The sequence below is a fragment of the Bradyrhizobium sp. USDA 3397 genome (assembly GCF_054060965.1).
Map to the genome: position 1 here is coordinate 4,907,641 of NZ_JBSSDS010000001.1, position 18,652 is coordinate 4,926,292.

Genomic DNA, 18,652 nt, shown 5'->3' on the forward strand with positions numbered 1-18,652 from the left:
CGGTTTTCCGACCGGATCATGCTCAAGAGCTACAGCGGAATTATGGCCTATTCCGCCGCCTGCTGCGCGCCCTTGACGCCCTGGGCCAGAGCGGCCGTCAATTCGGCGACTGCGTTAACGGTTTTGGCGGTCGCCCGTCCCTCGGCGTCGAGGCTGTTCTTGAGGGCGTCGACCAGCGCGGTGCCAACCACCGAACCATCGGCCCTCTCGGCAATGGCGCGCGCCGCCTCCGGCGTGCGGATGCCGAAACCGACACAGATCGGCAGCCTGGTATGCCGCTTGATGCGCGCGACAGCTTCGCCGACGGCATTGGCGTCCGCCGCCGCTGCACCGGTAATGCCGGCGATCGAGACGTAATAGACGAAGCCTGATGTGTTCGCGAGCACCGCAGGCAGGCGCTTGTCGTCGGTGGTCGGCGTCGCCAGGCGAATGAAGTTGAGCCCCGCCTTCAGCGCGGGAATGCAGAGCTCGTCGTCTTCCTCCGGTGGCAAATCGACGATGATCAGGCCGTCGACGCCTGATGTCTTGGCATCAGCCAAGAACTTGTCGACGCCGTAGATGTAGATCGGATTGTAATAGCCCATCAGCACCAGCGGCGTGACATTGTCGTCCTTGCGGAAGTCGCGCACCAGCTCCAGCGTCTTCTTCAAGGTCATGCCGATCTTGAGCGCACGCAGGCCTGCAGCCTGAATCGAGGGACCATCCGCCATCGGATCGGTGAAAGGAATGCCGAGTTCGATGACGTCGGCGCCGGACTTCGGCAGCGCCTTGACGATCGCGAGCGAGGTCGCGGGATCGGGATCGCCGGCCATCACGTAGGTAACGAAGGCCGCGCGGCCTTGGCTTTTCAGCTCGGCAAAACGGGTGTCGATACGCGTGGTCACTTCTTGCCCCTCAGGATGTCGCCGACCTGCGGGACGTCCTTGTCGCCGCGGCCGGAGAGATTGACGACCATCAGGTGGTCCCTCGGCCGCTTCGGCGCGAGCTCCATCACCTTGGCGATGGCATGCGCGGGCTCGAGCGCAGGAATGATGCCTTCGAGCTTTGACAGCAGCTGGAACGCGGCGAGCGCCTCGTCATCGGTCGCGGAGAGATAATTCACGCGGCCGACCTCGTGCAGCCAGGAATGCTCGGGGCCGATGCCGGGATAATCGAGACCGGCCGAGATCGAATGCGCGTCCTGGATCTGGCCGTCGGCATCCATCAAGAGATAGGTGCGGTTGCCGTGGAGAACGCCGGGACGGCCCCCCGCAATCGAGGCCGCATGCAGCTGCGTCAGGCCATGGCCGGCGGCTTCGACGCCGAAGATCTCGACGGAGGGATCATCGAGGAACGGATGGAACAGGCCCATCGCATTCGAGCCGCCGCCGATGCAGGCCACCAGCGAATCCGGCAGGCGCCCCTCGATCTCCTGCATCTGTGCCTTGGTCTCGTTGCCGATGATCGACTGGAAATCGCGCACCAAGGTCGGATAGGGATGCGGACCCGCCACCGTGCCGATGCAATAGAACGTGTTATGCACGTTGGTGACCCAGTCGCGCAGCGCCTCGTTCATGGCATCCTTCAGCGTGCGCGTGCCCGACTGCACCGGCATCACCTTGGCACCCAGCATCTCCATGCGGATGACGTTGGGCTGCTGCCGCTCGACGTCGACAGCGCCCATATAGACCACGCATTCGAGGCCAAAGCGCGCGCACAGCGTCGCGGTGGCAACGCCGTGCTGGCCCGCGCCGGTCTCGGCGATGATGCGCTTCTTGCCCATGCGCCGTGCCAGCATGATCTGGCCGAGCACGTTGTTCACCTTGTGCGAGCCGGTGTGGTTGAGCTCTTCACGCTTGAGGTAGATCTTGGCGCCGCCGAGATGTTCGGTCAGGCGCTCGGCGAAATAGAGCGGCGAGGGCCGGCCGACATAGTTCTTGAGATAGCCGTTCATCTCGGCCTGAAACGCCGGATCGGCCTTGGCCGCGGTGTAGGCCTTCTCCAGGTCGAGGATCAGCGGCATCAAGGTTTCGGCGACGAAGCGTCCGCCGAAAATGCCGAAATGGCCGCGATCGTCGGGGCCGCTGCGGTAGGAGTTTGGTTTGGCGATGTTCATCGTACGCTCAACTCTTGGGTGCCGCGCGCGGCGCGGATGAAGGCCTTGATCATGTCAGGATCCTTGACGCCGGGCGCGCTCTCGACGCCCGAGGACACGTCGACGCCGCCGGCGCGGGTGACGCGGAGTGCCTCGGCCAGATTGTCGGCGTGCAGCCCCCCCGAAACCATATAGGGCAGTTTCAGATCGAGCTTTTCGAGCAGGTGCCAGTCGAAGGGCTCCCCGAGACCGCCGGGCCGCGTCGCGTCCTTCGGCGCGCGCGCATCGAACAGGATGCGGTCGGCGACCGCGGCATAGCCGGGCAGCACCGCGAGATCGGCCGCTGTCGCGACCGGCACCGCCTTCATCACCGGGCGGCCGAAGCGTTGCTTGATGTCGCGCAGCCGCGCCACGCTCTCCCCGCCGTGGAGCTGGAAGATGTCCGGCGACAGCGCGTCCATGATGTTGTCGAGCGTCGCGTCATCGGCATCGACCGTGAGCGCCACCTTGAGCGCGCGCCGCTTGACCTGACGGCCGAGGTCACGGCCGAGCTCCAGGGACAGGTGCCGGGGCGACGGCGGGAAGAACACGAACCCGACCATGTCGGCGCCTGCCTCGAGCGCCGTTTCGAGCGTCTCGCGCGTGGACAGGCCACAGATCTTGACGAGCAGGGACATGGTCTCAAAGCGGGTAGAGGCCGCGGGGTCCGCGGCCGGAAAACGGGGCTTTTCGGTCGGGGCCGCTTCTACAACGTCGCGCGCTGCTTGTCTCGCCCGACGGGCCCGTACAGGCCCATCCCGGAGGGAACGGGAAGGCGCTGGGACTCCGCCTTCGCTGCCGTCGCCTGGGCCCGCAGATCGGCCAGTTCGGCCCTGACGGCCCGGGCCTCCGCGTCATTCCGGCGCGCCGCGCGCCGCCAGCGCCGCTGGCCGAACCAGACGGCGGAGCCGCCCGCGACAACGCCCAGGGCCGCCGCCAGGATCAGCAACAGGAACAGCGGCAGGGTGATCGACAGCGAGGGGTCGTCGGCAATGAAGGGGTCGAAGGAGACCGTGACGAAATGCCTGTTGGCGACGGCGAACGCCACCAGGATGAGGCCCAGCGGAAGTACGATCAGCGCGGTCAGGAACTTTCGCATCTGGCTTCGCTCGCCTTGAATCAAGCTTGCGGCCGCATCCTGTGCGACCGCGAAAAACCCCAAAGCGCGCTCACATCGCGCTTCAGTCTGCGCCGCCGGGATCCGGATGGTCGCGGTTCAGCCGCTCGCGCATCTCCTTGCCGGTCTTGAAGAACGGAACGCTCTTCTGATCGACGGGCACATGGGCGCCGGTGCGTGGATTGCGCCCTGCGCGCGCAGGGCGGTGCTTGACCGAGAAGGCACCGAAGCCGCGCAGCTCCACGCGATCACCGCGTGCAAGCGCCGCTACGATCTCTTCGAGAATCGCATTCACAATGTTCTCGACATCCCGCTGGTACAGATGCGGGTTGTGCTCGGCGATACGCTGAACAAGTTCGGATTTGATCATCGAGAGATAGGACCCGGGAGCGTGCGGATGACCATTTCCGTGAAAATACCGTGATCTGTCAAGACGCTAAATCAAGGATGGGCGTCGTGAAAATGCGTGACAAATGCCGAAAAAGCAGGCTTCACCAGCACGCGTCAGACGCGAAAAAGCTCTGGAACTCGCCTGCCGACGGTCAGTTGGACGCAGCCGGCTGCCACAAGGCCAGCATTCCATCCATTCCGAGCCGATCCACAGCCTGCGCGACGCCGGTTTGCCCGATCTGGTGCGCGATCGAGCCCAAACCGAGCGCTTCCAGCGTCAATGCGGCCGCGGTCTTCAGGAACGGCAGGTCGCCGAAGCGCGGCTGAAGCTTGTAATCGCGCACCGGTAGCCCCTTCTTGACGCCCTTCTGCTCGACCAGCCAGGTCACGGCCGTCTTCTCGTCGCCGATCTGGTCGATCAGCTTCAGATCAATCGCCTGGCGCCCGGTGAAGACACGGCCGTCGGCGACTTTTTCGAGCTGCGTGTCATCCATGCCACGCCGCTCCTTCACCATTCCCTTGAACCAGGCATAGGAATCCTTCACCAGCGCATCGAGCGCGGCGCGCGCCTCGGGACTGGTCGGCTCAAAACCGTTGGGCGCCGCCTTCAGCGGCGAGGACTTCACCTCCTCGACCTTGACGCCGATGGTCTTCATGAGTTCGGAGAGGTTGGGGTACTGGAACAGCACGCCGATGGAGCCGACCAGGGAGCTTTGCTGGGCGACGATGTGGTCGCTCGCAATCGCGGTGATGTAGCCCCCGGAGGCGGCCAGCCCCTCCACCACCACCACCAGCGGCTTTTTCGCCTTGAGACGGACCAGCGAGTCATAGAGCTGCTCGGAGCCGGCGGTGGTGCCGCCGGGCGAGTTGATGTGAACGATGACGGCGGCGGCCTGCGAATTCTCGAGCCGCTCCAGCGCCTGCGTGCGGTCGGAATCGCTGCGGATCAATCCCTCGATCTGGACGCGCGCGATCGAGCCGGCGGATGCGAGGGTGCCGCGTGCACCGGGCGTCGCAATCAGCGCGAAGCTTGCAATCGCCGCGATCGCGATCAGTGCCGCCGTCACCCGCCAGAACGTCAGCTTGCGGCGGATCCTGCGGCGATCGACGATGATGTCCGAATCCAGCGACATCGGAATATCTCCAAATGAAGGCGCGTTGTGCCGTCACGGCGTGACCATTGGCTTATCTCGATACATCAATTGCGGGCCAATTTGAAGAAAACAAGGCCTGGTGTGGGGCGAGCAAGTCGCCGCAGACTCAGTCGTCATCCCCGCCTAGTGCGCGCAATTGCGCACGGGGGCGGGGATCCATAACCTCAAGGAGGAGTCGTCGAGGCGAGCTGGCAACTCCAAGTCTTCGTCAAACTCCTCCCTGGGGTTATGGGTCCCGGATCGGCGCTCCGCCTCGCGTCGCTTGTCCGGGACGACAGCGGAGTTCGTGGAGACAGCAACAAAAAAGCCCCGGCTCGCGCCGGGGCCTTGATGCAGCAAAACTTGCGTTTCGCTTACTTGCTGTCGCGGTTCTTCAGCGCGGTGCCGAGGATGTCGCCCAGCGTCGCACCCGAATCCGAGGAGCCGTACTGCGCGATGGCTTCCTTCTCTTCGGCGACTTCGAGCGCCTTGATCGACACCTGGACCTTGCGGGCCTTCTTGTCGAACTGGATCACGCGGGCATCGACCTTCTCGCCGACGGCGAAGCGTTCGGCGCGCTGGTCGTTGCGGTCACGGGCGAGCTCGGAGCGTTTGATGAAGGTGGTGAAGTCGGTACCGGCGATCTTCACCTCGATACCGCTTTCCTTCACTTCGAGCACTTCGCAGGTCACGACCGCACCCTTCTTGACATCGCCCGGCTCGGCGAAGGGGTCGCCTTCGAGCTGCTTGATGCCGAGCGAGATGCGCTCCTTCTCGACGTCCACATCGAGCACCACGGCCTTCACCATGTCGCCCTTCTTGTAGTTGTCGATCACCTGCTCGCCCGGAAGCTTCCAGTCGAGATCGGAGAGGTGGACCATGCCGTCGACGTCGCCCTCGAGGCCCAGGAACAGGCCGAACTCGGTCTTGTTCTTGACCTCGCCCTCGACCACCGAACCGGTCGGGTGCTTCTCGACGAAGACCTCCCAGGGGTTGCGCATGGTCTGCTTGAGGCCGAGCGAGATGCGGCGCTTGACGGAATCCACTTCCAGCACCTGCACGTCGACTTCCTGCGAGGTCGACACGATCTTGCCGGGGTGCATGTTCTTCTTGGTCCACGACATCTCGGAGACGTGGATCAGGCCTTCGATGCCCGGCTCGAGCTCGACGAACGCACCGTAGTCGGTGATGTTGGTGACGCGGCCGGTGAAGCGGGCACCCAGCGGGTACTTGGCTTCGATGCCCTGCCACGGATCGTCCAGCAGCTGCTTCATGCCCAGCGAGATGCGGTGCGTCTCGTGGTTGATCTTGATGATCTTGACCTTCACGGTCTGGCCGATCGAGAGCACCTCGGTCGGGTGGTTGACGCGGCGCCACGCGATGTCGGTGACGTGCAGGAGGCCGTCGATGCCGCCGAGGTCAACGAACGCACCGTAATCGGTGATGTTCTTGACCACGCCGTCGATGACCTGACCCTCTTCGAGGTTCTGCACCAGCTCCTGGCGCTGCTCGGCCCGGGTCTCTTCGAGCACCGTGCGGCGGGACACGACGATGTTGCCGCGGCGGCGGTCCATCTTCAGGATCTGGAACGGCTGCGAGTTGTTCATCAGCGGCGCAACGTCGCGGATCGGACGGATGTCGACCTGCGAGCGCGGCAGGAAGGCCACGGCACCGTCGAGGTCGACGGTGAAGCCGCCCTTGACCTGGTTGAAGATGACGCCGTTGACCTTCTCGTTGTTCTGGAACGCCTTCTCCAGCTTGCCCCAGCTCTCTTCGCGTCGCGCCTTGTCGCGCGACAGCACGGCTTCGCCGAGGGCGTTTTCGATGCGATCGAGGAACACTTCCACCTCGTCGCCGACCTTGAGGTCGCTCTCACGGCCGGGGCCGGAAAATTCGCGCAGCGCGACGCGGCCCTCGGTCTTCAGGCCGACGTCGATGACGGCCATGTCCTTTTCAATTGCAACCACCTTGCCCTTGACGACGGAGCTTTCCTGCAGGTTGCCGCCTGCAAAGGACTCGTCGAGCATCGCGGCGAAATCATCGCGCGACGGGCTATAGGTATCAGCAGAAGTCGAAGCCATTTGTTCTCCAGTTGCGGATGTCTTGCCGGCCGTTGGGTTCATGGGCGCATCGCGCGCGCAGTGTCGGAAGGTCCGCAAGACCTTCGAGCGACCGCTCGTTGCCCCGATCTAGCGACCAGAACAGCGGAAGCGGGCCGGCTGAGGCCCGCGCGTTCGATACGTTGAAAGCTTGTCCGGAACCTGGATCGCGCCGGTCCCGAAACCGGGACGAAGCGTATCGACCTCAAAGAGCGGGAGCGGGCACTTCCTCCAATGACGGCGGCGGCTTAACCCCGCGACCGGCCCGCTCGGACAGCCTCGATAATGTCGATGGCGGCCCGGACGCCGCCTTCTATATCCAGTTGGGAGTTATCTAGCAAGTAAGCATCCGGGGCCGGTTTCAAAGGCGCAATCGACCGATTCTTGTCACGTTCGTCACGCTGGAGGATGTCGGCGAGCACGGCCGCCTCGTCCGCCTCCTCGCCCCGCGCTTTGGCCTCCATGGTGCGGCGCCGCGCGCGGACCCTGGGGTCGGCGACCACGAAGATCTTCACGTCGGCATGGGGACAGATCACGGTTCCAATATCCCGGCCGTCGAGCACGGCGCCGGGCGGATCGGCCGCGAACTGGCGCTGGAAATTGACCAGAACCTCGCGAACCCGAGGGATTGCCGAGACGATCGAGGCACCCTCGCCGGCCTTCTGGGTCTTCAGCGCAGGATTGCCGAACTTTTCGGGATCGAGCTCCAGCGCGGCCTGCACCGCAGCCGCCTCGTCGTTGAGATCGTGCCCCGACTGCATCAGGGCATAGGCGACCGCGCGATAGATCACGCCGGTATCGAGATGACGATAGCCGTAATGGTGGGCGAGACGCTTGCCGAGCGTCCCCTTGCCCGAAGCCGCGGGCCCGTCGATGGCGATGATCATGAGAACTCGGCCCCTAGCGAACGCATCATCGGAATGAAATCCGGAAAGCTGGTGGCGATGAAGGCGGTGTCGTCGACGGTCACGGGCTGATCGGAGGCGCAGCCCATCACCAGCGCGGACATCGCGATGCGATGGTCCATATGGGTGGCGACAGTGCCGCCGCCCGGGACGTGGCCGCGACCCTCCACGATCAGATCGTCGCCGGAGACCTCGACCTTGACGCCGTTGACGCGCAGCATGGCGGCCGTGGCTTCAAGCCGGTCGGATTCCTTGACACGCAGCTCCTGCAGGCCGCGCATGATCGTGGTGCCTTCGGCGAACGACGCCGCCACCGCCAGCACCAGATATTCGTCGATCATCGACGGCGCGCGCTCGGGCGGCACCTCGACGCCGCGCAGCTTCGACGCCCGCACGCGCAAGCGCGCCATCGGCTCGCCGGCATCGCCGCGCACTTCGCTCTCCTCGATGGAGGCGCCCATTTCGCGCAGCGTGGTGAACAGCCCGGTGCGCAGCGGATTGGTCATGACGTCGGACAGCACGACATCGGAGCCCTCCGCGATCAGCGCCGCGACGATCGGGAAGGCGGCCGAAGAGGGATCGGCGGGCACCACGACATTGGCGCCATGCAGCTCGGGCTGGCCCACCAGCGTGATGCGGCGGCCGTGCCGGCCTTCCTGGACCGAGGTGATGTCGGCGCCGAAATGCTTCAGCATTAGCTCGGTGTGGTCGCGGCTGGCCTCGGTCTCGATGACCGTGGTGGTGCCGGGAGCGGCGAGGCCCGCCAGCAGCACGGCGGATTTGATCTGGGCCGAGGCGACAGGGGTCTTGTAGACGATCGGCAGGGGGTCGCGCGCGCCCTGGAGGGTCAGCGGCAGGCGCCCGCCCTCGCCGCCGGCGGTGACCCTGGCTCCCATCTTTTCCAGGGGATCGAGGATCCGGCGCATCGGACGACTGCGCAGCGAGGCGTCGCCGTCGAACACCGCCGAAATCGGGCAGCCGGCGACGGCGCCCATGACCAGCCGGCAGCCGGTGCCGGAATTGCCGAAATCCAGTGCTGCCTTGGGCTGGGCGAAGCCTCCGACCCCGACGCCGTTGACAGTCCAGGCGAAATCGCCGGTGCGCTCGACCCTGGTGCCCAGCGCCTGCATCGATTTGGCGGTGTTGAGGACGTCCTCGCCCTCGAGCAGGCCCGAAATCCTGGTCTCGCCGACCGCCAGCGCGCCCAGGATCAGGGCGCGGTGGGAGATCGACTTGTCGCCGGGCACCCGTACTTTCCCGGTCAGGGGACCGCTGGCGCGAGACTGGAGCGGCCTCGGTTGGTCGGAATGGGTCAAGATTGTGTCCTTGAATAGGCCCGGTGGGCTGGCGCGCAGGTACCACATGGTCCGCGCCCCGTCACGGGCATGTCGTTCTCCCGTAATGCGCTATTGACAGCGGGCCGCCAACTAGCCAAGTGAAGCACCGCTTTTCAGACATTCCCAGGATTCCTGCCGTGGCCAAGTCCGAACTCGGAACCAAACGTATTTGCCCGACCACGGGCAAGAAGTTCTATGACCTCAACAAGAATCCGGTGATCTCGCCCTATACCGGCGAAGTGGTGCCGATCGCCCCGGTCGCTCCTGCCCGCGGCCCCCGTGCCGCCGAGGCCCGCAACATGGCCCAGGACAACGCGCCGGAGCCGGCGGAGGCCGAGGAGTTGGTCTCGCTCGAGGAGGCCGATGCCGAGGAGAACACCGGCAAGGTCAAGGCGGTCGTGCCCGAATCGGAGGACGATATCGAGGTCGACGAGACCCTCGACGACGATGATGACGACGATTCGACCTTCATTGCCGACGAGGAAGAGGGCGATGAGGACGTGACCGACATCATTGGTGATGTCGGCGGTGATGAAGAGACTTGAGATCAGCCCTGATCTGTGAAAAAGGGTGCACCGCGCGAGTCGCCTAGAGCGCTCGCCGGCCGGGACGGGTCCCCCAGGATCCTCCCATCTGGACTAAGGGGCCATAGCTCAGCTGGGAGAGCGCTTGCATGGCATGCAAGAGGTCGGCGGTTCGATCCCGCCTGGCTCCACCAGCCTTCGCTGGCTTCGCCAGCTTCGGCTCGGCAAGCCAGCTCCGCTCCCTCGTGGCGAAGCTAGCGAAGGCTGCCGCGGCGTAGCCCGAAGGGCGAAGCCGGGCTTCAGCAAAACAAGGGCGGGTGTAAACTCTCTTCGACAACCGGGGGGAGTGCGATGAAGTACGTCTACATCTTGGAGAGCCTCGATTCCCTCCATTTCTACGTCGGGATCACCGACGACCTCCGCGCCCGACTGACAAAGCACAATGCTGGCGAGGTGCCCCACACTTCGAAATACGGACCTTGGCGGCTCAAGACTTACGTCGCATTCAGCGACGAGAAGCAGGCCGTCGCATTCGAAAAGTACTTGAAGTCGGCATCAGGCCGCGCCTTCGCCAAGAAGCGGCTTTAGCCCCCTACTCCCCGATCACCGCATTCAGCCGATCCCTCAGCGCCACGATCTCGTCCTTCATCGCGACCAGTTCTGACACCGAGCAGTCCGACGCCGCCAGGATCGATTGCGGCACGTTGCGCGCCTTCTCCTTCAGCGCATGGCCCTGCGCCGTCAGGGCGATCAGGACCTGGCGCTCGTCCTCGCGCGAGCGGGTGCGCCTGACGAGATGGGCAGCCTCGAGCCGTTTGAGCAGCGGCGTCAGCGTGCCCGAATCCAGGAACAGCTTCTCGCCGATCTCCTTGACCGGCACGTCGTCCCGCTCCCACAGCACCAGCATGACCAGATATTGCGGATAGGTCAGGCCGAGCCGATCGAGCAGCGGCTTGTAGACGCGGTTGAAGGCGTGCGTGGCGGAATAGACCGCAAAGCAGATCTGGTTGTCGAGGCGAAGCGGGTCTACCACCGTTGATTTCCGGGCCATGACGAATCTCGCGCGTTTCTCTCATTCTGGGCCCGGCCGGCGGCACATTCAATTGCGAACAATTAAATGTGAGGCGCGACGAATTAGATTGCGCGCAATCTAATTGTCTGCGATAAAGCTTGCACCCCAACCCGGAAAGACCCGAGGAGACGAAAATGTCTGTGAACGTCCTCTACAAGACCAGCGCCAAGGCCACCGGCGGCCGCGACGGCCATGCTGCGACCCTCGACGGCGCGCTCGACGTCAAGCTCACCACGCCGAAGGAGCTCGGCGGTGGCGGCGGCGCTGGCAACAATCCCGAGCAGCTGTTCGCGGCCGGCTATGCCGCCTGCTTCATCGGCGCGATGAAGTTCGTGGCCTCGCAGGGCGGCCCGAAGGTGCCTGCGGATGCCTCGGTCACCTCGACCGTCGGCATCGGCCCTCGCTCCGAGGGCGGCTTCGGCCTCGATATCGACCTTGCGGTCTCGCTGCCGGGCCTTGCCCGTGCAGATGCCGAGGCGCTGGTGGCGAAGGCGCACCAGGTGTGCCCGTACTCCAATGCCACGCGCGGCAACGTTGACGTTCGCCTGACGGTGGTCTGATCGGCAGCGCGGATCGGCTGGCCCGGGGCCTCCTCGGGCCGGCCACTTACGAGGAAATTTGCCACCCCGCGGCATGGCTGCACGGCGGCGCATACGGCTCCACGCTCGGCGCCATTGCTGGCGCAAACAAACCTCGCTAGGCCTGTGATCCAATGATCGACACAGGGAAGCGAAGGCATGACTGAAGCAGCAACGGGCGCCATGAGCGGACTGCGCGTCATCGATCTCACGCGCGTGCTCGGCGGTCCCTACTGCACCCAGATCCTCGCCGACCACGGCGCCGACGTGATCAAGGTCGAGCCGCCCGCGGGCGACGAGGTGCGCGAATGGGGCCCTCCGTTCCACGAAGAGGATGCGGCCTATTTCGTCGGCATCAACCGCAACAAGCGCTCGATCGGCCTCGACCTCGCCTCCGAGGGCGGCCGAATCGTGCTGCTCAAGATGCTGGAGACCGCCGACGTCCTGATCGAGAATTTCAAGCCGGGCACGCTGGAGAAATGGGGCATCGGCAACGACGTCCTCAGCAAGAAATATCCCCGCCTCGTGCATTGCCGGATCTGCGGCTTCGGCGCCGACGGCCCGCGCGGCGGCAACCCCGGCTATGATGCCATCATCCAGGCCATGACCGGCATGATCGCGGCGACCGGCTCGCCCGAGAGCGGGCCGATGCGGATCGGCGTGCCCTTGGTCGACATCACCACCGGACTTTATGCGGCGATCGGCATCCTGATGGCGCTGTCGGAGCGGCAGCGGTCGGGCAAGGGCCAGTTCCTGGAGACGACGCTGTACGAGACCGGCCTCGCCATCATGCATCCGCACACCGCGAATTATTTCATGCATGGCAAGCCGCCTGGTCTCACCGGCAACGAGCATCCGAACCTCGTCCCTTACGCGATCTTCCCGACCAAGACCGACAACATCTTCATCGGCGTCGGCAATGACGGCACCTTCCGCAAGCTGGCGAAAGAGATCGGCAAGCCCGAGCTCGGCACCGATCCACGCTTTGCCCGCAACAAGGACCGCATCGCCAATCGCGAGGCGCTGCGCGCCGAGCTTGCCGCCGTGTTCAGCCAGCACGAGGCCGAGCCGCTGTGCAACCGCCTGCTCGCGGCCGGCCTGCCCGCGGGGCCGGTGCAGAAGATCGACCAGGCGTTGACCAACCCGCACACGATCGCGCGTGGCGATATTATCGAGAAGGACTGGTACAAGGGCGTGGCTTCGCCGATCCGGCTCGACCGCAGCAAGCCGAGCCTGCGCCGCGTGCCGCCGAAATTCAGCCAGCACGCGGCCGAGGTGCTGGGCGAGTTCGGCTACTCCAAGGCCGAGATCGACGCGATGGTCGAAAAGGGCACGGTCTGCGGTCCCGAGCGGAAACGCTGAGCTAAGGCGAGCGTCAACGGTGGTGCGCTCCCTCTCCCGCTCGCGGGAGAGGGTTGGGGAGAGGGTGTCTCCGCACCGGGACAATCCCCTAGAGGATAGAACCCTCACCCGGCGCGATAGTGCCTCATCTCAATGCCGCACTGCGGCGCGCGCACGCATGTGCAGCGCGAACGGAGTCGGCTGACGGCTCCGTCTTGGCCTATTTGACGACTTCCCATTTGGCAGCGCTTGCTGCTTTCGTTTGTCCCGCTTACACAGTCATGTGAACGTCATGTGGCGCTGCTAGCGCAAGCGCTTCTTTAGTGACGGGCAAGGGAGGTTTTCTTGATGGCTCTTCGACATTTTGGCGCGGCGGCGGCCGTCGCACTCACAATTGGTCTCGGCGTCTCGCCGGCACTCGCAGTGACCGAAATCCAGTGGTGGCACGCGATGACCGGCGCCAACAACGACGTCATCGTCAGGCTCGCCAACGACTTCAACGCCACGCAGAGCGACTTCAAGGTGATCCCGACCTACAAGGGCAACTACGCCGACACGATGAACGCCGGCATCGCCGCGTTCCGCGCCGGCAACGCGCCGCACATCATGCAGGTGTTCGAGGTCGGCACCGCCACCATGATGGCCGCGACCGGCGCAGTGAAGCCGGTCTACAAGCTGATGGCCGAGACAGGCGAGAAGTTCGATCCGAAGGCTTACTTGCCCGCGATCACCGGCTACTACTCGACCTCGAAGGGCGAGATGCTGTCCTTCCCCTTCAACTCGTCCTCGACGGTGATGTGGGTCAACCTCGACGCGCTGAAGAAAGCGAATGTCGAGATCCCGAAGACCTGGCCCGAAGTGTTCGACGCCGCCAAGAAGCTGAAGGCGGCCGGCCACGCCACTTGCGGCTTCTCCAACTCCTGGGTCACCTGGGTCAATCTCGAGCAGCTCTCCGCCTGGCACAACGTGCCGCTCGCCAGCAAGGCAAACGGTCTCGACGGCTTCGACACCGTGCTGTCCTTCAACGGTCCGCTCCAGGTCAAGCATCTCGAAAATCTGGTCGAGCTCCAGAAGGACAAGACCTACGACTATGCCGGCCGCACCAACACCGGCGAAGGCCGCTTCACGTCGGGCGAATGCCCGCTCTACCTGACCTCGTCGGCGTTCTTCGGCAACGTGAAGGCGCAGGCCAAGTTCGCCTTCACTGCGGTGCCGATGCCCTATTATCCCGACGCCAAGGGCGCGCCGCAGAACTCGATCATCGGCGGTGCCTCGCTCTGGGTGATGGGCGGCAAACCGGCGGACGATTACAAGGGCGTCGCCAAATTCTTCTCCTTCCTCTCGGACACCGATCGCCAGGTCTACATCCACAAGGCCTCGGGCTATCTGCCGATCACCAAGGCGGCCTATGACAAGGCCAAGGCGGATGGCTTCTACAAGGACCAGCCCTATCTGGAAACGCCGCTGCTCGAGCTGACCAACAAGGAGCCGACCGAGAACTCGCGCGGCCTGCGCCTCGGCAACATGGTGCAGCTCCGTGACGTCTGGGCGGAAGAGATCGAGCAGGCGCTGGCCGGCAAGAAGACGGCCAAGCAGGCGCTGGACGCGGCCGTCGAGCGCGGCAACACCATGCTGCGCCAGTTCGAAAAGACCGCCGTGAAGTAAGGCGACAAGCGACAGGCCGGTCAACCGGCCTGCCGCCCCCGCAGGCATCATGCAAAAGCAAGCCATTTTCCAATCGAAGCTATTGCCCTATGCGCTGGTTGCGCCGCAGCTCGCGATCGTCCTGATATTCTTCTACTGGCCGGCCTTGCAGGCGGTGATCCAGTCCTTCCTGCTCCAGGACGCCTTCGGCCTGTCAACCAGCTTCGTCTGGTTCGAGAACTATATCGACCTGTTCAAGGAGCGCGCCTATTTCGAGGCGATCGTCCGCACCTTCTTCTTCTCGTTCGCCATCGCGATCTCGTCGCTGTCATTCGCGCTGCTGCTCGCGGTCATGGCCGACAAGCCGCTGCGTGGCGGCACGCTTTACCGCACGCTGCTGATCTGGCCCTATGCGGTGGCGCCGCCGGTCGTCGGTGTGCTCTGGATCTTCATGCTGCACCCTTCGCTCGGCGTGCTCGCGCGCTACTTGCGCACCCTAGGTATCGACTGGAATCCGCTGCTCGACGGCAATCAGGCAGCTGCCCTGATCATCATGGCGGCCGCCTGGAAGCAGATCTCCTACAACTTCCTGTTCTTCCTCGCCGGCCTCCAGAGCATCCCGCGCAGCGTGATCGAGGCGGCTGCGATCGACGGCGCCCGCCCGATGCGCAGGTTCTGGACCGTGATCTTCCCGCTGCTGTCGCCGACAATCTTCTTCCTGCTGGTCGTCAACATCGTCTACGCCTTCTTCGACACGTTCGGCATCATTGACACCATGACCCGCGGCGGTCCGGGCAAGTCGACGGAGACGCTGGTCTACAAGGTCTATACCGACGGCCTGCTCGGCGGCAACCTCGGCAGCTCCGCGGCGCAATCGGTGATCCTGATGATCATGGTCATCGTGCTGACGGGCATCCAGTTCCGCTTCGTCGAACGCAAGGTGACCTACTGATGGTCGAGGAAGAAGGCTTTCGGCGCTACATTGCCCATATCATCCTCTGGATCGGGATCGCGATCGTCGCGTTCCCGGTCTATCTCGCTTTCGTGGCCTCAACCCAGGACAACGCGGTGATCGCCAACGGGCAGATGTCGCTGCTGCCGGGTGGCCATTTTCTCGAAACCTACTATAAGACGATCTTCATCGGCACGAGCGGCTCCACCCGCGAGCCGGTCGGCAACATGATGCTGAACTCGCTGGTGATGGCGATGCTGATCGCGCTCGGCAAGATCGCGGTCTCGATCATCTCCGCCTATGCGATCGTCTATTTCCGCTTTCCGTTCCGGATGGCGATCTTCTGGATCATCTTCATCACTTTGATGCTGCCCGTCGAGGTGCGCATCTATCCGACCTACAAGATCGTCGCCGACCTGCACATGCTCGACAGCTATGCCGGCCTGTCGCTGCCGCTGATCGCATCGGCCACCGCGACGCTGCTGTTCCGCCAATTCTTCATGACGGTGCCGGACGAATTGCTGGAAGCCTCGCGCATCGACGGCGCCGGCCCCTTCCGCTTCTTCTGGGATACGCTCTTGCCGCTGTCGCGCACCAACATGGCGGCGCTGTTCGTGATCCTGTTCATCCTCGGCTGGAATCAGTATCTCTGGCCGCTGTTGATCACCACGCGCGACGACATGCAGACCATCCAGATCGGCATCCGCAAGATGATCACCACCACCGACGCGCTGACCGAATGGCCGATCGTGATGGCAACCGCCGTGCTGGCCATGCTGCCGCCGGTGGTCGTCGTCGTCGCCATGCAGAAATTGTTCGTGCGCGGCCTGGTCGAGACGGAAAAGTGAAGATGGCGAATAGTGAATGGCGAGTGGCGAATGGGGTCGCTGCGTCCGCCTTGCGTGCTAACAAGTCCCCATTCGCCATTCCCTACTCGCTATTCGCCGGTGCAACCCATGGCTAACGTCACCCTGCGCAGCGTCCGCAAGACCTATCCCGGCGGCTTCGAGGCCATCAAGGGCGTCGACGTCGATGTCGGCGACGGACAGTTCTGCGTGCTGGTCGGACCAAGCGGCTGCGGCAAGTCCACGCTGCTGCGCATGGTCGCGGGACTGGAGACGGTCACCGGCGGCGAGATCGACATCGGCGGCCGCGTCGTCAACCAGGTCGAGCCCGCCGATCGCGACATCGCGATGGTGTTCCAGAACTACGCGCTCTATCCGCATATGAGCGTCTACAACAACATGGCCTATGGCCTGCGTAACCGTGGCATGGCCGAGGCCGAGATCAAGACTCGCGTGGAAGAAGCCGCGCGCGTGCTCGAGCTCTCCGCCATGCTGGAGCGCAAGCCGCGCCAGCTCTCCGGCGGCCAGCGCCAGCGCGTCGCCATGGGCCGCGCCATCGTGCGCCAGCCGAAAGTGTTTTTGTTCGACGAGCCGCTCTCCAATCTCGACGCCAAGCTGCGCATCGCGATGCGGGTCGAGATCCGCAAATTGCAGCGCCGGCTCAACACGACGTCGATCTACGTCACCCATGACCAGCTCGAGGCGATGACGCTCGCCGACATTCTTGTCGTGATGAACGGCGGCCAGGTCGAGCAGGTCGGCAATCCGCTTGATATCTACGAGAAGCCGGCCACGACCTTCGTCGCCTCCTTCATCGGCGCACCGCCGATGAACCTGATGTCGACGCGGCCCGAGGAGATCCGGTCGCAGCTCGCCGGCAGCGCCGCAGCCGACGCCGGCATCGTCGGCATCCGCCCAGAGGATTTTGTCATCACCGACGAAGTCCCGGCCGGCGGCGTCGCCTTGCCGCTCACCGTCGAAGCGATCGAGCGCGTCGGCGCCGAGACCTTCGTCTACGGCTCCCGCGAGCAGGAGGACCAGCGCGTCGCCGCCACGCCCGGCGAGCTGCCACCCGGTGAGGTCATCGTCCGCATTCCCGGAACCCAGGCGCCCGCCATCGGCGCGAGGATCCGGGTCGCGGCGGTGCGGGCCAAGCTGCATCTGTTCAGTGACGACGGGCGGACGCGGCTTAAGAGCTGAGCGGCTCCGGGGCCCGACGACAAAAGTGCGAAAACAACCCCATGCACAGTAGAAGGGGGTTTGTTTTCGTTGGAGAATTCTCGCGGATCCGTCATGCCCGGGCTTGTCCCGGGCATCCACGCTCTCGGTGCTGCCAAGCAAGGTCGTGGATGGCCGGGACAAGCCCGGCCATGACGCAGCTGAGGCCATGTCGAGCCTATCGAAGGCGGAATCGGCCCGTCCACAGCCTCCCGGCTACCTGCTTGAACCCACAGGGGAACATGCCCATATTGCTGATCAAGGGGTGCCACGACGGGCCCCGACACACCAAAGTCGCTTCTGCGAGGACTTTGTAAACTATGTCTCGTGTTCCAACGCTCTCCAGTCCCTTCCTGCTGGGCTTTGACGAGATCGAGCGCGTGCTCGATCGGGTCGTCAAAGGCGCCGACGGTTATCCTCCCTACAATATCGAGAGGTGCGACCGCACGGACGGCCAGCCCGAGCGTTTGCGCATCACGCTGGCGGTCGCCGGATTTACGCGCGACCAACTCGATGTAACCATTGAGGAAAACCAGCTCGTGATCCGCGGACGGCAGCAGGACGACAAATCCCGGCAATACATCCATCGCGGCATCGCCGCGCGCCACTTCCAGCGCACCTTCGTGCTGGCGGAGGGGATGCTGGTGCTGGGTGCGGATCTGAAGAACGGGTTGTTGTCGATCGATCTGGCCCGGCCTGAACCGGAGCGGATCGTTAAGACAATCGCTATCAATGAGCACGAATAATGGAACGAGTAGCGGACTCGACCGCTTAGTGTTCCAGAGGAGTCGAGACCATGAGTGAAGGTCACGTTGCGTTCGAATACGAAGCCAAGAACGTCTCTCCGGAGACGCTGGCAACCCTGGGCGAAGGCCATATCGCCTATGTGAAGCAGATCCGCTCCGAGGACGTGCCGGGCCTGTTCCCCGAGGCGCCCAAGATCGCGCCGGGCCTCAAGCTTTTCGCGCTCCACGCCGCCGACGGCACGCCGATCATGCTGACCGACAGCCGCGAAGCCGCGATCGCCAACGCCTGGAGCAACGAGCTGCAGGCCGTGAGCGTGCACTAAAGCACGCGCGCATCGCAGGAAGAGAGTTTCAAACGGGCATGCCTTCGCAGGAAGGCGTGCCCGTTTTCAATTGGGCGGCGAGGTGTTCGCGTCGCCATCGGCAGCCAACCGGGATTCGGCGACGTCCCCGCCCGCGTGCGCAGGGCAATCGCATGTTAGTCGTGGCTGGGACACCGACTGTGTCCACAGCGTCATGGCCGGGCTTGTCCGGGCCATCCACGCCTTTCCACGTAGCGCAAAGAACGTGGATGCCCGAGACAAGCCCGGGCATGACGGCCTTTCGAAATTCAAATGCGATGTGCGGGGAAGCCTTGC

20 protein-coding genes and 1 tRNA gene are annotated in these 18,652 nt (G+C 64.3%); 11 read left to right on the forward strand and 10 right to left on the reverse strand.

Going from position 1 to position 18,652, the window contains the following annotated elements; genetic code table 11:
* Window positions 1-47: 47 nt before the first annotated feature.
* The 9 genes from trpA to aroA form a co-directional block, all read right to left on the reverse strand.
* Window positions 48-884 (reverse strand): tryptophan synthase subunit alpha, encoded by an 837-nt coding sequence (trpA, locus tag ACVWYQ_RS22620; protein ID WP_404654464.1) that lies wholly within the window; start codon window positions 882-884, stop codon window positions 48-50.
* The gene (gene trpB, locus ACVWYQ_RS22625) at window positions 881-2,095 is read right to left on the reverse strand and encodes a tryptophan synthase subunit beta (protein WP_157285989.1); all 1,215 of its coding nucleotides are present in this window, start codon (window positions 2,093-2,095) and stop codon (window positions 881-883) included. The genes trpA and trpB overlap by 4 nt, the downstream gene beginning before the upstream one ends.
* Window positions 2,092-2,751 (reverse strand): phosphoribosylanthranilate isomerase, encoded by a 660-nt coding sequence (locus tag ACVWYQ_RS22630; protein WP_275500484.1) that lies wholly within the window; start codon window positions 2,749-2,751, stop codon window positions 2,092-2,094. Before ACVWYQ_RS22630 ends, trpB begins: the two co-directional genes overlap by 4 nt.
* Window positions 2,752-2,819: 68 nt before the next feature.
* Entirely contained in the window at window positions 2,820-3,212 is a 393-nt protein-coding gene (locus tag ACVWYQ_RS22635) for a lipopolysaccharide assembly protein LapA domain-containing protein (RefSeq protein ID WP_157285991.1), read from the reverse strand.
* Between the two features lie 82 nt (window positions 3,213-3,294).
* Entirely contained in the window at window positions 3,295-3,600 is a 306-nt protein-coding gene (locus tag ACVWYQ_RS22640) for an integration host factor subunit beta (protein WP_124162406.1), read from the reverse strand.
* Between the two features lie 172 nt (window positions 3,601-3,772).
* Window positions 3,773-4,753 carry a signal peptide peptidase SppA gene (gene sppA / locus ACVWYQ_RS22645; RefSeq protein ID WP_157285992.1) on the reverse strand — a complete coding sequence of 327 codons (981 nt, stop codon included), beginning with the start codon at window positions 4,751-4,753 and terminating at the stop codon, window positions 3,773-3,775.
* 374 nt (window positions 4,754-5,127) lie between these two features.
* On the reverse strand, window positions 5,128-6,834 hold the full coding sequence (gene rpsA, locus ACVWYQ_RS22650) for a 30S ribosomal protein S1 (RefSeq protein ID WP_036009120.1): 1,707 nt from the start codon (window positions 6,832-6,834) through the stop codon (window positions 5,128-5,130).
* A 266-nt stretch (window positions 6,835-7,100) separates the two neighbouring features.
* Window positions 7,101-7,739 carry a (d)CMP kinase gene (gene cmk / locus ACVWYQ_RS22655; protein ID WP_271543432.1) on the reverse strand — a complete coding sequence of 213 codons (639 nt, stop codon included), beginning with the start codon at window positions 7,737-7,739 and terminating at the stop codon, window positions 7,101-7,103.
* Entirely contained in the window at window positions 7,736-9,073 is a 1,338-nt protein-coding gene (gene aroA, locus ACVWYQ_RS22660) for a 3-phosphoshikimate 1-carboxyvinyltransferase (protein WP_404544856.1), read from the reverse strand. Before aroA ends, cmk begins: the two co-directional genes overlap by 4 nt.
* Window positions 9,074-9,231: 158 nt before the next feature.
* On the opposite strand from aroA, the gene ACVWYQ_RS22665 reads away from it, so the two are divergent.
* From ACVWYQ_RS22665 to ACVWYQ_RS22675, 3 genes are all read left to right on the forward strand, one after another.
* Window positions 9,232-9,639 (forward strand): TIGR02300 family protein, encoded by a 408-nt coding sequence (locus ACVWYQ_RS22665; protein WP_036024433.1) that lies wholly within the window; start codon window positions 9,232-9,234, stop codon window positions 9,637-9,639.
* 97 nt (window positions 9,640-9,736) lie between these two features.
* A tRNA-Ala gene (locus ACVWYQ_RS22670) sits at window positions 9,737-9,812 on the forward strand.
* A gap of 157 nt (window positions 9,813-9,969) precedes the next feature.
* Window positions 9,970-10,206, forward strand: coding sequence for a GIY-YIG nuclease family protein (locus tag ACVWYQ_RS22675; RefSeq protein ID WP_271543430.1), 237 nt, complete (start codon window positions 9,970-9,972; stop codon window positions 10,204-10,206).
* 4 nt (window positions 10,207-10,210) lie between these two features.
* Here ACVWYQ_RS22675 and ACVWYQ_RS22680 read toward each other — a convergent pair whose 3' ends face one another.
* A complete protein-coding gene (locus ACVWYQ_RS22680) occupies window positions 10,211-10,669 on the reverse strand; it encodes a MarR family winged helix-turn-helix transcriptional regulator (RefSeq protein WP_157285996.1) in 459 nt (152 codons plus the stop codon).
* A 155-nt stretch (window positions 10,670-10,824) separates the two neighbouring features.
* Here ACVWYQ_RS22680 and ACVWYQ_RS22685 point away from each other — a divergent pair, with 155 nt between their 5' ends.
* The 8 genes from ACVWYQ_RS22685 (at window position 10,825) to ACVWYQ_RS22720 (ending at window position 18,337) form a co-directional block, all read left to right on the forward strand.
* Window positions 10,825-11,250, forward strand: a complete 426-nt coding sequence (locus ACVWYQ_RS22685) for an organic hydroperoxide resistance protein (protein WP_036009140.1) — start codon at window positions 10,825-10,827, stop codon at window positions 11,248-11,250.
* A 177-nt stretch (window positions 11,251-11,427) separates the two neighbouring features.
* Window positions 11,428-12,630, forward strand: coding sequence for a CaiB/BaiF CoA transferase family protein (locus tag ACVWYQ_RS22690; RefSeq protein ID WP_036009143.1), 1,203 nt, complete (start codon window positions 11,428-11,430; stop codon window positions 12,628-12,630).
* A 327-nt stretch (window positions 12,631-12,957) separates the two neighbouring features.
* Window positions 12,958-14,274 (forward strand): sn-glycerol-3-phosphate ABC transporter substrate-binding protein UgpB, encoded by a 1,317-nt coding sequence (ugpB, locus tag ACVWYQ_RS22695; RefSeq protein ID WP_404544859.1) that lies wholly within the window; start codon window positions 12,958-12,960, stop codon window positions 14,272-14,274.
* A gap of 49 nt (window positions 14,275-14,323) precedes the next feature.
* Window positions 14,324-15,205, forward strand: coding sequence for a sn-glycerol-3-phosphate ABC transporter permease UgpA (gene ugpA, locus ACVWYQ_RS22700; protein WP_157285998.1), 882 nt, complete (start codon window positions 14,324-14,326; stop codon window positions 15,203-15,205).
* Window positions 15,205-16,053 carry a sn-glycerol-3-phosphate ABC transporter permease UgpE gene (gene ugpE, locus ACVWYQ_RS22705; protein ID WP_157285999.1) on the forward strand — a complete coding sequence of 283 codons (849 nt, stop codon included), beginning with the start codon at window positions 15,205-15,207 and terminating at the stop codon, window positions 16,051-16,053. The genes ugpA and ugpE overlap by 1 nt, the downstream gene beginning before the upstream one ends.
* 108 nt (window positions 16,054-16,161) lie before the next feature.
* Window positions 16,162-17,250 (forward strand): sn-glycerol-3-phosphate import ATP-binding protein UgpC, encoded by a 1,089-nt coding sequence (locus tag ACVWYQ_RS22710; RefSeq protein ID WP_404544864.1) that lies wholly within the window; start codon window positions 16,162-16,164, stop codon window positions 17,248-17,250.
* Window positions 17,251-17,588: 338 nt separating this feature from the next.
* Window positions 17,589-18,014 carry an Hsp20 family protein gene (locus tag ACVWYQ_RS22715; RefSeq protein ID WP_025032962.1) on the forward strand — a complete coding sequence of 142 codons (426 nt, stop codon included), beginning with the start codon at window positions 17,589-17,591 and terminating at the stop codon, window positions 18,012-18,014.
* Window positions 18,015-18,064: 50 nt separating this feature from the next.
* Window positions 18,065-18,337, forward strand: coding sequence for a BQ00720 family protein (locus ACVWYQ_RS22720; protein WP_007598581.1), 273 nt, complete (start codon window positions 18,065-18,067; stop codon window positions 18,335-18,337).
* Window positions 18,338-18,652 lie beyond the last annotated feature (315 nt).